Here is a 13625-nt window from a genome sequence, read left to right on the forward strand (position 1 = left end):
GCTCGCCGGCGAATCGGCTGCACCGAATTCCGACCATAACGGTCGGAATTGGTTATTTTTTGTGCTATATTCCGCGCCCGCGAATTTCCCTGTGAATCAACGCGTCCCTATCCAAGCCAACACCGGTCATCGACATGCAAGCAGCCAAGCCGTTATTTGACTATCCCAAGTACTGGGCCGAATGTTTCGGGCCAGCACCATTCCTGCCCATGAGCAGGGAGGAGATGGATCAGCTCGGCTGGGATTCCTGCGACATCATCATCGTCACCGGTGATGCCTACGTCGATCACCCGTCGTTCGGCATGGCGATCATCGGCCGGCTGCTGGAGTCCCAGGGCTTTCGCGTCGGGATCATCGCCCAGCCCAACTGGCAGTCCAAAGACGACTTCATGAAGCTCGGCGAGCCGAACCTGTTCTTCGGTGTCGCTGCCGGCAACATGGACTCGATGATCAACCGCTACACCGCCGACAAGAAAATCCGCTCCGACGACGCCTACACCCCCGGTGGCCTGGCGGGCAAACGCCCGGATCGTGCGAGCCTGGTCTACAGCCAGCGCTGCAAGGAAGCCTACAAGCACGTGCCCATCGTTCTCGGCGGCATTGAAGCGTCCCTGCGCCGCATCGCCCACTACGACTACTGGCAGGACCGGGTGCGCAACTCGATCCTGATCGACGCCAGCGCCGACATCCTGCTGTACGGCAACGCCGAGCGAGCCATTGTCGAAGTGGCCCAGCGCCTGTCCTACGGCCACAAGATCGAAGACATCACCGACGTGCGCGGCACCGCCTTCATCCGCCGCGACACGCCCAAGGACTGGTACGAAGTGGACTCCACCCGTATCGACCGCCCGGGCAAGATCGACAAGATCATCAACCCCTACGTCAATACCCAGGACACCCAGGCCTGCGCCATCGAGCAGGAAAAGGGCCCGGTGGACGATCCCCAGGAAGCCAAGGTGGTGCAGATCCTTGCCAGCCCGCGCATGACCCGGGACAAGACCGTGATCCGCCTGCCGTCCATGGAGAAGGTGCGCAACGACCCGGTCCTGTACGCTCACGCCAACCGCGTGCTGCACCTGGAAACCAACCCGGGCAACGCCCGCGCCCTGGTGCAGAAACATGGCGACGTGGACGTGTGGTTCAACCCGCCGCCCATTCCCATGACCACCGAGGAAATGGACTACGTGTTCGGCATGCCTTATCAGCGCATTCCGCACCCGGCCTATGGCAAGGAAAAGATCCCGGCCTACGACATGATCCGCTTCTCGGTGAACATCATGCGCGGCTGCTTCGGCGGTTGTACTTTCTGCTCCATCACCGAGCACGAAGGGCGGATCATCCAGAACCGTTCCGAAGAGTCGATCATTCGCGAGATCGAAGAAATTCGCGACAAGGTTCCAGGTTTTACCGGGGTCATTTCCGACCTCGGCGGCCCGACCGCGAACATGTACCGCATCGCCTGCAAGAGCCCGGAAATCGAATCCGCGTGCCGCAAGCCGTCCTGCGTGTTCCCGGGCATCTGTCCGAACCTGAACACCGACCATTCGTCGCTGATCCAGCTGTATCGCAGCGCCCGTGCCTTGCCCGGGGTGAAGAAGATCCTCATCGCCTCCGGCCTGCGCTACGACCTCGCTGTCGAGTCGCCGGAGTACGTCAAGGAGCTGGTGACCCACCACGTGGGCGGCTACTTGAAGATCGCCCCGGAACACACCGAGGAAGGTCCGCTCAATCAGATGATGAAGCCGGGCATTGGTACCTACGACCGCTTCAAGCGGATGTTCGAGAAATACTCCAAGGAAGCGGGCAAGGAGCAGTACCTGATTCCGTACTTCATCGCCGCCCACCCGGGCACCACCGATGAAGACATGATGAACCTGGCCCTGTGGCTCAAGGGCAACGGCTTTCGCGCGGACCAGGTACAGGCGTTCTACCCGTCGCCGATGGCCACCGCCACGGCCATGTACCACTCGGGCAAGAACCCGCTGCGCAAGGTCACCTACAAGAGCGACGGCGTGACCATCGTCAAGAGCGAGGAGCAGCGCCGCCTGCACAAGGCGTTCCTGCGCTACCACGATCCGAAGGGCTGGCCGATGCTGCGCGAGGCTCTGCTGCGCATGGGCCGTGGCGACCTGATCGGTCCCGGCAAGAACCAGCTGATTCCGACCCACCAGCCGGCTACCGATAGCTACCAGAGTGCCCGTCGCAAGAATTCGACACCGGCCGGCAGCCACAAGGTGGCCAAGGAAACCAAGATCCTTACCCAGCACACCGGGCTACCTCCTCGCGGCAGCGACGGCGGCAATGCCTGGGACAAGCGCGAACAGGCCAAGGCTGCGGCGTTTGCCCGCAACAAGCAGGCGGCCAAGGAGCGCGCCGATGCGGCCAAGGGCAAAGGCAAGAAGCCGACCCGCAAGCCGGTAGTGCCGCGCTAAACCCCACAAAACGCCAGCCACCGAGCTGGCGTTTTGCTTTTATGGAGATCGATTTTTTTACCGGCGGGTGAGCAACAAACGGTCAGGGCTTTGTTAAGGTTGCCGGGCTTGCATTGCCGCGATGCCTGGCTGGCTCATGGCTATCAGGCAGATTCACATCGTCAGACCAAGGATGAACCGCGTGACCAGCCCACTAGACGGAGTGATCAGGGACCTCAGCCTGACCCAGGTTCTTGCCCGCCAACGGATCGAAAGCCAGATAAACCTGCCGCGTCTGTTTGCCGCCATCGACACCGATCCCTCGATTGCCGGTGCCGGGGTGGTGTACATCGATGCCGACTTCAATGTCGTGACCCTGCGCGAATTCAGGCCAATCTGCAGCATCGTGCCCAAGCGGGTGATCTTGCGCGAGGCCAAGCGCTACATCGCGCCCCAGCAGTTCGTCGACCAGGTGAAGAACAACCCGCGCGAATCGCGGCTGGCCACTGAATCCTTCAACACCACCCTGGCCTGCACGGCCGCAGTGATCGGCTGGCTGGTGGTGTTCAGCGGCAGCATCGCCGTGCCCTTCACCGCCGGTGCCAGTGTCTGGGTGGTAGCGCTTGGGGCCTCGGCGGCGATGGCCGGCACCGCTCAGTGCGTGATTGGCGGCGCGCGGGTGATCAACGAGATCCAGGACCCGGCGGCCAACGACCGCATGGACGATGCCGAGTGGTACAACATAGTCACGCCGATTCTCGATGGCATTTCCCTGGTGGGTGTCGGCGGTTCGGCGCTGACCACGCTCAGGCTGCTCAAGGCCAGCAAGGCGGCGAACACCGGCAAAAGCTGGATGCAGTTGCTCAAGGGGCTCAACCGCCAGGAACGGGCCAAGCTGACCAAGGAACTGTTGACCCTGCGGGACCCGAGCCTGACCTCCAAGCTGCTGAAGCTGCAACAGCGTGCCGGTGCGTTGCCCAGGCGCTATTCGTCGACGCAGATCCGCCACGCCACCCTGACCCAGATGCAGGATGCTCTGGGCGCTGCCCTGAGTACCAGCGGGAGTATCAGCTCCGGCAATCTTGGCCAGGTGAAAACCCTTGCGGTGGGGCTCTACGAGGAGTTCGACGAGTGATAGATGGCGGCCGCATGAGAGACTTCCTGGTACGTTATTTCCCGACCTTCATGCTCACCGTGCTGCTGGGCTGCTTCAGTGCCTCGCTCCTGCTGTCCCTGGCCGGCACCACTTATTGGCGCGCCATGGCACCGCCCCAGCGCGACGAATACCTGCTGTTTGGCCTGTTGGTACTGATCCCGCTGCTGGTGCTGGGCAACCTGCTGATAGTGCGTGGCATTTCCCGCGCGGTATGGTTGGTGGCCGGCTACTTTGTCGCCTGCCTGCTTGGGGTGGTGCCGATGTTTCAGTATCACCCGCACCAGGGGGTGTACCTGTTCGGCGTGTTGCTGCCGCTGCTCGGGCTGTTGCTGCTCAACAGCAAGCGGCACCGGGAAATGCGCGAACGACTGCTGCAGATCCGCCAGCAGCGCCAGCGCCTCAAGCAGCAGCGCAAGCGCGGCTGATTCGTCGCCTGCCTTCTGGCGCATTTATGTGCAATTGCCTGCACCGGGATGCATCGATTGCGCGGTTTTGGTGCTGTACTGCCCAGGGTCGCTGAACAACCCCATGGACTTGCGCGCTGGCATAAGTCTTGCGCAGGTTCTCCCACCGTTCAGGCTCGCAGGAGGCACGCCGTGTCGATTCATGTCGCATTGCACCATGTCACGCACTATCGCTACGACCGCGCCGTCGAACTGGGCCCGCAGATCGTTCGCCTGCGCCCGGCGGCCCACAGCCGCACGCGAATTCTCTCCTATGCGCTGAAGGTCCAGCCCGAGCAGCATTTCATCAATTGGCAGCAGGACCCGCAGGGCAATTACCTGGCGCGTCTGGTGTTCCCGGAAAAAACCAGCGAGCTGCGTATCGAAGTCGACCTGCTGGCGGAAATGGCGGTGTTCAACCCGTTCGATTTCTTCCTCGAGCCCTACGCCGAGCAGATTCCCTTCGCTTATGCCGCCGATGAACAGCGCGAGCTGGCGCCCTACCTGGAAACCCTGCCCCTGACGCCGAGGTTCCAGGCTTACCTGGACGCCATTTCGCGCTCACCGCTGCCGGCGGTGGATTTCCTAGTGGGCCTGAACCAGCGGTTGAGTGCCGACATCGCCTACCTGATCCGCATGGAGCCCGGGGTGCAGACTCCGGAGCAGACCCTGCTCAACGCCTCCGGCTCCTGCCGGGACTCGGCCTGGCTGCTGGTGCAATTGCTGCGCAACCTGGGGTTGGCGGCGCGCTTTGTCTCCGGCTACCTGATCCAGCTGACGGCGGACGTCAAATCCCTGGATGGCCCCTCCGGCACCGAGGTGGACTTCACCGACCTGCATGCCTGGTGCGAGGTGTACCTGCCGGGCGCCGGCTGGATCGGCCTGGATGCCACGTCCGGGCTGTTCGCCGGGGAAGGGCATATTCCCCTGGCCTGCAGCCCCGACCCCTCTTCAGCAGCGCCCATCACCGGGCTGGTGGAGCCCTGCGAATGCGAATTCAGCCATGAGATGAGTGTGGAGCGCATCTGGGAAGCGCCCCGGGTGACCAAGCCCTACACCGACGAGCAATGGCTGGCGATCCAGGCCCTGGGCCGGCAGATCGATGTCGACCTGCTGGAGGCGGATGTGCGCCTGACCATGGGCGGCGAACCGACTTTCGTCGCCATCGACGATCCCGATGGCCCGGAGTGGAACACGGCAGCCCTGGGGGCGAACAAGCGCCGCCTGGCCGGCGAGCTGTTCCAGCGCCTGCGCCAGCACTATGCGCCCCAGGGCCTGGTGCACTTCGGCCAGGGCAAGTGGTACCCGGGAGAGCAACTGCCGCGCTGGTCGCTGAATTGCCACTGGCGTCGCGACGGTGTACCGGTGTGGCGCAACAACGCGCTGATTGCCGACGAGCATGAAGATTACGCCGCCGATGCGCTGTTGGCCGGACGTTTTCTGGCCAGTGTCGCCGAGCGTCTGAAGCTGCCTGCGCGTTTTGTGTTTCCCGCCTACGAGGACAATTTCTACTACCTGTGGCGCGAAGGCGGCCTGCCGCTGAATGTCAGCGCCGAGGATTCGCGGCTGGAGGATGCCCTGGAGCGGCAGCGCCTGCGCAAGGTTTTCAGCCAGGGGCTGGACAAGGTCATCGGCCAGGTCCTGCCCTTGGCCCGTACCGCCAAGGGCGACCAGTGGCAGAGCGGGCGCTGGTACCTGCGCGATAGCCATTGCCGGCTGGTACCGGGTGATTCGCCCCTGGGCTATCGCTTGCCCCTGGCGTCCCAGCCCTGGGTGACGGCGGCGGAGTATCCGTTCATTCACGCCACCGATCCGAACCAGGATTTTCCCGAACTGGCGGGCGCGGCTCAGCTGGCAGCGATTGATGAGCCGGCAGTGGCGGACGAGCGGGTGCCCCAGGTGGACGAGTCCGCCGACTGGCTGACCCGTACCGCGCTCTGCGCCGAGGCGCGCGAGGGGCGGTTGTACCTGTTCATGCCGCCCCTGGAGCGTCTGGAGGATTACCTGCAACTGGTCAGCGTGATCGAGGCCACGGCCGAGGAGCTGCGCTGCCCGGTCTTGCTGGAGGGCTACGAGCCGCCGGCGGACCCTCGCTTGTGCAACTTCCGGGTGACCCCGGACCCGGGGGTGATTGAAGTCAACGTGCAGCCCTCGGTCAGTTGGGACGAGTTGGTGGAGCGCACCGAGTTTCTCTATGAGCAGGCCCGGCAGACGCGCCTGACCAGCGAGAAGTTCATGATCGATGGGCGCCACACCGGCACCGGTGGCGGCAACCATTTTGTCCTTGGCGGAGCCACCCCGGCCGACTCGCCGTTCCTGCGGCGCCCCGACCTGCTGCGCAGCCTGATCAGTTACTGGCACAACCACCCGTCGCTGTCCTACCTGTTTTCCGGGTTGTTCATCGGCCCCACGTCCCAGGCACCGAGGGTCGACGAGGCACGCAATGACGCGCTGTACGAGCTGGAGATTGCCTTCGCGCAGATGCCGGCTCCCGGCCAGGAGTGCGCGCCCTGGTTGGTGGACCGCCTGCTGCGCAACCTGTTGATCGATGTCACCGGCAACACCCATCGCGCCGAGTTCTGCATCGATAAGCTGTATTCGCCGGATGGCGCCACTGGGCGCCTTGGCCTGCTGGAGCTGCGGGCCTTTGAAATGCCGCCCCATGCGCGCATGAGCCTGGCCCAGCAGTTGCTGCTGCGGGCGCTGGTGGCGCGCTTCTGGCGCGAGCCTTACGCACCGGCCCGATTGGCGCGCTGGGGCACCGAACTGCACGATCGTTTTCTGTTGCCGCACTTTATCGAACAGGATTTCGCTGATGTGTTGGTAGAGCTGAATGCCGCCGGCTACCCGCTGCGGGCCGAATGGTTTGCCGCGCACCTGGAGTTCCGCTTTCCCAAGGTCGGCGATTACGCCGTCAGTGGCATCGAGCTGGAACTGCGCCAGGCCCTGGAGCCCTGGCATGTGCTGGGGGAGGAGGGCGCGGCGGGCGGCACGGTGCGTTATGTCGACTCTTCCCTGGAGCGCCTGCAGGTCAAGGTCGGCGGCCTGGTACCCGAGCGCCACGTGCTGACCTGCAATGGCGTGGCGCTGCCCCTGCATCCCACTGGGCGGGTCGGCGAGTTTGTCGCCGGGGTACGTTACCGCGCCTGGCAGCCGGCCAATTGCCTGCAACCCACTATCCCGGTGCATGCACCGCTGGTGTTCGACCTGCTCGATACCTGGATGCAGCGCTCCCTGGGCGGCTGCCAATACCATGTGGCCCACCCCGGCGGGCGTAATTACGACAGCCTGCCGGTGAATGCCAACGAGGCGGAAAGCCGGCGCATGGCGCGCTTCTTCCGCCTTGGCCATAGCCCGGGAAGCCTGGAGGTGCCGCCAGTGGTGATCAATGCCGAGTTGCCGCTGACCCTGGATTTGCGACGCTTCTAATCCACCTGCGACGCCTGTGAGATAGCCATATCCGGGCGTCATGGCGGTGCGTTAATCTGACTTTCCCTGCCGTCTGCCGAGTGTTCCATGCCTGACTTGCTAGACCGTTACCCGCTGACGGCGGGTACCTACCACGAGTTGCTGGATGACCAGGGCCAGGTCCGGGCGCACTGGCAGCGGCTGCTGGAACAGTTGCAGCGCAGCAGCCCCGGTCAACTGGCCCAGCGCCAGGCGCTGCTGACCCGGCAGATCCACGAGAACGGCGTCACCTACAACGTCTATGCCGACCCCAAGGGCGCCGACCGGCCCTGGGAACTGGACCTGTTGCCCCATGTGATCGCAGCGGATGAATGGCAGTTGCTGTCCACCGGAATCGCCCAGCGCGCTCGCCTGCTCAATGCCGTGCTGGCGGACCTGTATGGCCCGCAGCGGTTGATCCGCGAAGGGCTGTTGCCGGCGGAACTGGTGTTCGGCCACAACAATTTCCTCTGGCCATGCCAGGGCATCTGCCCGCCGGAACAGACCTTCCTGCACCTGTACGCCGTGGACCTGGCACGCAGCCCGGACGGGCGCTGGTGGGTCACCGCCGACCGTACCCAGGCGCCCTCCGGGGCCGGCTATGCCCTGGAGAACCGCATGAGCGTGTCCCGGGCGTTCCCCGACCTGTACCGCGACCTGCAAGTGCAGCACCTGGCCGGGTTCTTCCGCACCCTGCAGGAAACCCTGGCCCGCCAGGCACCCCGGGACAGCGAAGCGCCGCTGGTGGTGCTGCTGACGCCTGGGCGGTTCAACGAGAGCTATTTCGAGCACCTGTACCTGGCGCGACAGCTTGGCTACCCGCTGGTGGAGGGCGGCGACCTGACCGTGCGTGATGCCACGGTGTACCTCAAGACTCTCAGCGGCCTGCGCCGGGTGCACGCCATCATGCGTCGCCTGGACGACGATTTCTGCGATCCGCTGGAGTTGCGCACCGACTCGGCCCTGGGGGTTCCCGGGTTGCTGGACGCGGTGCGCCAGGGCCGGGTGCTGGTGGCCAACGCCCTGGGCAGCGGGGTGCTGGAGTCCCCCGGCCTGCTGGGCTTCCTGCCGAAGATCAGCCAGTTTCTGCTGGGCGAGGAACTGCTTCTGCCGTCCATCGCTACCTGGTGGTGCGGCGAGGCCCCGGTGCTGCAGCAGGCCCTGGAAAAACTCCCGGATCTGCTGGTCAAGCCGGCCTTCGCTTCCCAGAGCTTCACCCCGGTGCTGGGCCGCGACCTGGACCCCGAGCAACGCCGGCAATTGGCTGAGCGCATGCGGGCGCGGCCCTATGCCTATGTCGCCCAGGAATTGCCGCAACTGTCCCAGGCGCCGGTCTGGCAGGCCGAGAACGGGCAGCTGCAGCCCCGTGCCATCGGCATGCGGGTGTACGCGGTGGCCAGCGAGGACGGCTACCGGGTGCTGCCCGGAGGCCTGACCCGGGTCGCTGCCCAGGCCGGTGCCGAAGTGGTGTCGATGCAGCGCGGTGGCGCCAGCAAGGACACCTGGGTGCTGGGGGAGCGGGCGCCCAGCGGCGAGCAGTGGAAGGCCCAGCGCACCATCGGCGTGTATGACCTGGTGCGCCGCGATCCCTACCTGCCGTCGCGGGTGGTGGAAAACCTGTTCTGGTTCGGCCGTTATTGCGAGCGCTGTGACGACAGTGCGCGGCTGCTGCGGATCATGCTGGCGCGCTATGTCGACGGCGATGACCCTCAAGCCTTGCTGGCCGCGGTGGACCTGGGAGAAAGCCTGATGCTGCTGCCGGATGAGGGCGAGCTGCCCGAGCGCCTGCTGGCGGCCCTGTTGGGTGAGGACTGGTCCTTCAGCCTGCGCTCCAACCTGCAACGCTTGCAGTGGGCGGCTTCCCAGGTACGCGGCAAGCTGTCCCGGGAAAACTGGCAGGCCCTGGTGGAGCTGCAGCGCGAGGCCCAGGAGCTGGACACTCCGGAGCCGGATTTCGCCGAACTGCTGGATTTTCTCAACCGCCTGGTGATGTCCCTGGCGGCGCTCTCCGGGTTCGCCCTGGACGACATGACCCGCGACGAAGGCTGGCGCTTCCTGATGATTGGCCGGCGCATCGAGCGCCTGCAGTTCCTCAGCAGCAGCCTCGCGGCCTTCCTGCGGGGCACCGCGGCCTTCGACCAGGCCGGCCTGGACTGGCTGCTGGAGCTGGGTAACAGCAGCATCACCTACCGGTCGCGCTACCTGGCGGTGGCGCAGTTGATTCCGGTCCTCGACCTGTTGCTGCTGGATGAACAGAACCCCCACGCCGTGTTGTTCCAGCTCAAGCTGGTGACCCGCACCCTCAAGCGCCTCAACGATGATTTCGGCGTGCCCCGCGAGCTGGCGCTGCCGCGGCTGGTGGAGCGCCTGGCGCATTTCGACCTGGGCTGCCTGGAGAACTCGCTGTTCGGCGAGGTCAGTGTGCGCGCCGCAGTGGAGGGCCTGGCGGACCTGCTGCAGGAGATCGCCGAGGTCAGCGGGCAGGTTTCGGACCGCCTGGCGCTGCGGCATTTCGCCCATGTGGATGATGTCAGCCAGCAAACGGTGTCGGTCTGATGAGCGCGCGCTACCAGGTGTTCCACGACACCCACTACCGCTACGACAGCCCGGTGTCCCTGGCCCAGCAACTGGCGCACCTGTGGCCCCGGGCCTGTGCCTGGCAACTGTGCAGCGAGCGGCAATTGCTGATCAGCCCCGACCCTACCAGCCGTCGTGACGAGCAGGATGTATTCGGCAACCCGCTGACCCGCCTGGCCTTCGAGCGGCCCCATGACGAATTGCTGGTCAATGCCCAGCTCAGTGTCGAGGTGCTGGAGCGGCCGGCGCTGGATTTTGCCGCGTCACTGCCCTGGGATGCCGCCCGCGGCGCCCTGACCTACAGCGGCCAGCCCTTGTCCGAGGCGTTGCTGGAAGCCTGTCGCTACCGTTTCGAATCGCCTTATGTGCATCTGAAGCAGAGTTTTGTCGAGTTCTGCGCCAGTTGCTTCGTACCGGGGCGGCCGCTGTTGCAGGGCGCCCAGGCGTTGATGGAGAAGATCTTCAGTGAGTTCACTTTCGACGCCGAAGCCACCCAGGTGGCGACGCCGCTGGTGGAGGTGCTGGAACGTCGGCGCGGGGTGTGCCAGGACTTCGCCCACCTGATGCTGGCCTGCCTGCGCTCGCGAGGGCTGGCGGCGCGCTATGTCAGTGGCTACCTGCTGACCCAGCCACCGCCGGGGCAGCCGCGGCTGATCGGCGCCGATGCTTCCCATGCCTGGGTGTCAGTGTTTTGCCCGGTGCTGGGCTGGGTGGATTTCGACCCGACCAATAACGTGCAGCCGGCGCTGGAGCACATCACCCTGGCCTGGGGCCGGGATTTTTCCGATGTGTCGCCGTTGCGTGGGGTGATTCTGGGAGGGGGCAGCCATGACCCGGATGTTCGGGTCACCGTCATGCCTCTGGCATGACACTGCCATTTCCGACCTTGCAGGAGCCGGCTTGCCAGCGATGGGGCCTGCGGATATTGCGTAGGGCTGGAGAGCGCTTTCGCTGGCCAGCCAGCTCCTACGGGGCAGGTCAGGCCTGGGGGGCCTCGGGCTCGGCGTCGTCGACGCTCACTTCACCTTCTGCATCCGGGTTCAGTGCGCTGGTTTCTTCAGCGGCGGCTTTCTTGCGTTGCAGCTTTTCCTCTTTCTTCTGTTCCTTGGCCAAGTCACGTTGACGTTTGGCGAAGGAGTAGTTGGGTTTGGCCATGGGCGATCCTCTGGGGTCGAAGGTGAGGTTGAGCGGCGCGTATTCTGCCTGTTATCGGGCCTGGGTGGTTAGCTGGGTTTGCGCTCGGCCCATTTGTCCGGGACCGTCGGTTGCCAGGCGTCCAGCGCATCCAGCAGGCCGGCCGGCGACTCGCTCATTTGCAGCATGTCACGGTGCGGGGCACGGACGAAGCCTTCGCCGACGATATGATCGAGAAAACCGCTGAGTTTTTCGTAGAAGCCATTCACTTCCAGCAGGCCGAGCGGCTTGTGGTGGTAGCCCAACTGGCCCCAGGTCCAGACTTCGAACAGTTCTTCCAGGGTTCCCAGGCCGCCGGGCAGGGCGATGAAGGCGTCGCTGAGCTCGGCCATGCGCGCCTTGCGGGCGTGCATGCCGTCCACCACTTCCAGGCGGGTCAGGCCGCGATGGCCGATTTCCTTGTCCTTCAGGCTTTGCGGAATGATCCCGATGACTTCGCCCCCGGCCGCCAGGGCCGCGTCGGCGACGATGCCCATCAGCCCTACCGCGCCGCCGCCATACACCAGGGTCAGCCTGCGCTCGGCGATGGCCCGGCCCAGGGCCTGGGCGGCTTCACGATAGAGAGGGTTGGCGCCGGTGCTGGCGCCACAGAATACACAGACAGAAGTTAACGACATGCCTTACTCCGAGGTCATTGATGGCCTCAGAGTAAAGGCTCGCCGGCCTCGCTCCAAGTATTAAACCTCCCGTTGCGGGGTTTCATGGGTACCGCTGGCGCCACAGGCGTAGGCGGCGAGCAAGCTGCGAAACAGGCTGTTCAACGGCATGAGGGTGACTCCGATCAGGGACGATGGCGTGATTCTAGAAGCGTGCCATGCCGCTGGCCGGTTGATTGTCTTGATCAGGTCGATAGCAGAGAGTTGTATACAATTTTTTGATGCAAATCATAGGAACTTGCGAGAAATTCAGGCAGTCTTCCGTCCCATGGATTCAGATGGATTTTGTTAACCCTGCCTTGGAGATTCACCATGTTTGCCAAACTCGTTGCGGTATCCCTGTTGACACTGGCCAGCAGCCAACTGATGGCCGCCGAATGCAAGGTCGATGTCGACTCTACCGACCAGATGTCCTTCAACACTAAGGAAATCACCATCGACAAGAGCTGCAAGACCTTCACCGTGAACCTGACCCACTCCGGCAGCCTGCCGAAGAACGTCATGGGCCACAACTGGGTACTGAGCAAGACCGCAGACATGGCTGGCATCGCCACCGACGGCATGGCCGCCGGCATCGACAAGAGCTACCTGAAGGAAGGCGACACCCGTGTCATCGCCCACACCAAGATCATCGGTGCCGGCGAGAAAGATTCGGTGACCTTCGACGTATCGAAGCTGACCGCTGGCGAAAGTTACCAGTTCTTCTGCTCGTTCCCGGGCCACAACTCGATGATGAAAGGCGCTGTGGTCCTGAAGTAAGCATCAGGCCCGGCTGCAACAAGAAAGCGCCCCCAGGGGCGCTTTTTTTGTGTGCATCCGTAGGAGCGGGCTTGCCCGCGAAGAGGCCCTCGAGCCTCGTGCAGCACAAGCGGCCCATTCGCCGGCAAGCCGGCTCCTACAGAGCGAGGCGGGTCATGGGGCGAAGGGCATGACGCGTTTGTGATGGGTCTTGCGGTAGGTGTCGCAGATGATCTTGAAGGCTTCCTCACGTACCGGCTGGCCATGCAGGAAGGCGTCGATCTCGGCGTAGGTGACGCCGTGGGACGCTTCGTCCGGCTTGCCCGGCGACAGGTCTTCGAGGTCGGCGGTAGGGACTTTTTCCACCAGGGACTCCGGCGCGCCGAAATAGCGGGCAATGGAGCGCACCTGGTTTTTCACCAGGCCGCTCAGGGGCGCCAGGTCGCAGGCGCCGTCACCGAACTTGGTAAAGAAACCCATCACCGCTTCGGCGGCGTGGTCGGTACCTATCACCAGGCCATGGGCGGCGCCGGCGATGGTGTACTGGGCCACCATGCGCATCCGCGCCTTGGTGTTGCCGAGGACGAAATCCCGGGACACCGCGTGCTGCCCCTCGAAGGCCGCCACTTCGTTGGCCAGGGCCCTGACCGCCGGGCCGATGTTCACGGTGTGGCGTTCGTCAGGGTTGATGAAGTCCACCGAGGCCTGGGCATCGTGCTCGTCGAACTGGGTCTCATAGGGCAGGCGCACGGCAATGAAGCGGTAGCCATCGTCCCCGCTGCGTTCGCGCAATTCACGCATCGCCCGTTGGGCCAGCAGGCCGGCGGTCAGGGAGTCGACGCCGCCGCTGATACCCAGCACCAGGGACTTGAGCCCGGAATTGACCAGGCAGTCCTGGATGAAGCGGATGCGCCGGGCGATTTCTGCCTCAAGGGCGGCGTGGTCGGGAAAAGGTGCTTGGACCTTGAGCTGCTGCGCAATCTCACGCTGTACGGCTTGCATG

10 protein-coding genes are annotated in these 13625 nt (G+C 64.4%); 7 read left to right on the forward strand and 3 right to left on the reverse strand.

From position 1 onward, the window contains the following. Nucleotides 1–134: 134 nt before the first annotated feature. The 6 genes from F6S12_RS02265 to F6S12_RS02290 all read left to right on the forward strand — a co-directional run bounded on the left by F6S12_RS02265 (nucleotide 135) and on the right by F6S12_RS02290 (nucleotide 10903). Nucleotides 135–2432: a YgiQ family radical SAM protein gene (locus tag F6S12_RS02265; RefSeq protein ID WP_161466576.1), complete on the forward strand. Its 2298-nt coding sequence runs from the start codon at nucleotides 135–137 to the stop codon at nucleotides 2430–2432. 172 nt (nucleotides 2433–2604) lie between these two features. Further along, nucleotides 2605–3546 (forward strand): NAD synthetase, encoded by a 942-nt coding sequence (locus F6S12_RS02270; protein WP_186355319.1) that lies wholly within the window; start codon nucleotides 2605–2607, stop codon nucleotides 3544–3546. Continuing rightward, a complete protein-coding gene (locus tag F6S12_RS02275; RefSeq protein WP_152685904.1) occupies nucleotides 3543–3992 on the forward strand; it encodes a hypothetical protein in 450 nt (149 codons plus the stop codon). The genes F6S12_RS02270 and F6S12_RS02275 overlap by 4 nt, the downstream gene beginning before the upstream one ends. 171 nt (nucleotides 3993–4163) lie before the next feature. Then, the gene (locus F6S12_RS02280; protein ID WP_161466577.1) at nucleotides 4164–7439 is read left to right on the forward strand and encodes a DUF2126 domain-containing protein; all 3276 of its coding nucleotides are present in this window, start codon (nucleotides 4164–4166) and stop codon (nucleotides 7437–7439) included. An 87-nt stretch (nucleotides 7440–7526) separates the two neighbouring features. After that, nucleotides 7527–10013: a circularly permuted type 2 ATP-grasp protein gene (locus tag F6S12_RS02285; RefSeq protein WP_015633945.1), complete on the forward strand. Its 2487-nt coding sequence runs from the start codon at nucleotides 7527–7529 to the stop codon at nucleotides 10011–10013. Further along, on the forward strand, nucleotides 10013–10903 hold the full coding sequence (locus F6S12_RS02290) for a transglutaminase N-terminal domain-containing protein (protein WP_011058957.1): 891 nt from the start codon (nucleotides 10013–10015) through the stop codon (nucleotides 10901–10903). Before F6S12_RS02285 ends, F6S12_RS02290 begins: the two co-directional genes overlap by 1 nt. A gap of 109 nt (nucleotides 10904–11012) precedes the next feature. Here F6S12_RS02290 and F6S12_RS02295 read toward each other — a convergent pair whose 3' ends face one another. Beyond that, the gene (locus tag F6S12_RS02295) at nucleotides 11013–11189 is read right to left on the reverse strand and encodes a hypothetical protein (RefSeq protein ID WP_011058958.1); all 177 of its coding nucleotides are present in this window, start codon (nucleotides 11187–11189) and stop codon (nucleotides 11013–11015) included. Nucleotides 11190–11257: 68 nt separating this feature from the next. Beyond that, nucleotides 11258–11845, reverse strand: coding sequence for a TIGR00730 family Rossman fold protein (locus F6S12_RS02300; RefSeq protein ID WP_236203986.1), 588 nt, complete (start codon nucleotides 11843–11845; stop codon nucleotides 11258–11260). A 351-nt stretch (nucleotides 11846–12196) separates the two neighbouring features. On the opposite strand from F6S12_RS02300, the gene azu reads away from it, so the two are divergent. Further along, nucleotides 12197–12643, forward strand: a complete 447-nt coding sequence (azu, locus tag F6S12_RS02305) for an azurin (protein ID WP_011058960.1) — start codon at nucleotides 12197–12199, stop codon at nucleotides 12641–12643. Nucleotides 12644–12796: 153 nt separating this feature from the next. Here the strand turns inward: azu and nadE are convergent, their stop codons facing one another. Beyond that, nucleotides 12797–13624, reverse strand: coding sequence for an ammonia-dependent NAD(+) synthetase (nadE, locus tag F6S12_RS02310; RefSeq protein ID WP_053148788.1), 828 nt, complete (start codon nucleotides 13622–13624; stop codon nucleotides 12797–12799). Between the last annotated feature and the right edge of the window lies 1 nt (nucleotide 13625).

The organism is Pseudomonas sp. JV245A, from assembly GCF_032424515.1.
Classification (GTDB): Bacteria; Pseudomonadota; Gammaproteobacteria; order Pseudomonadales; family Pseudomonadaceae; genus Aquipseudomonas; species Aquipseudomonas protegens.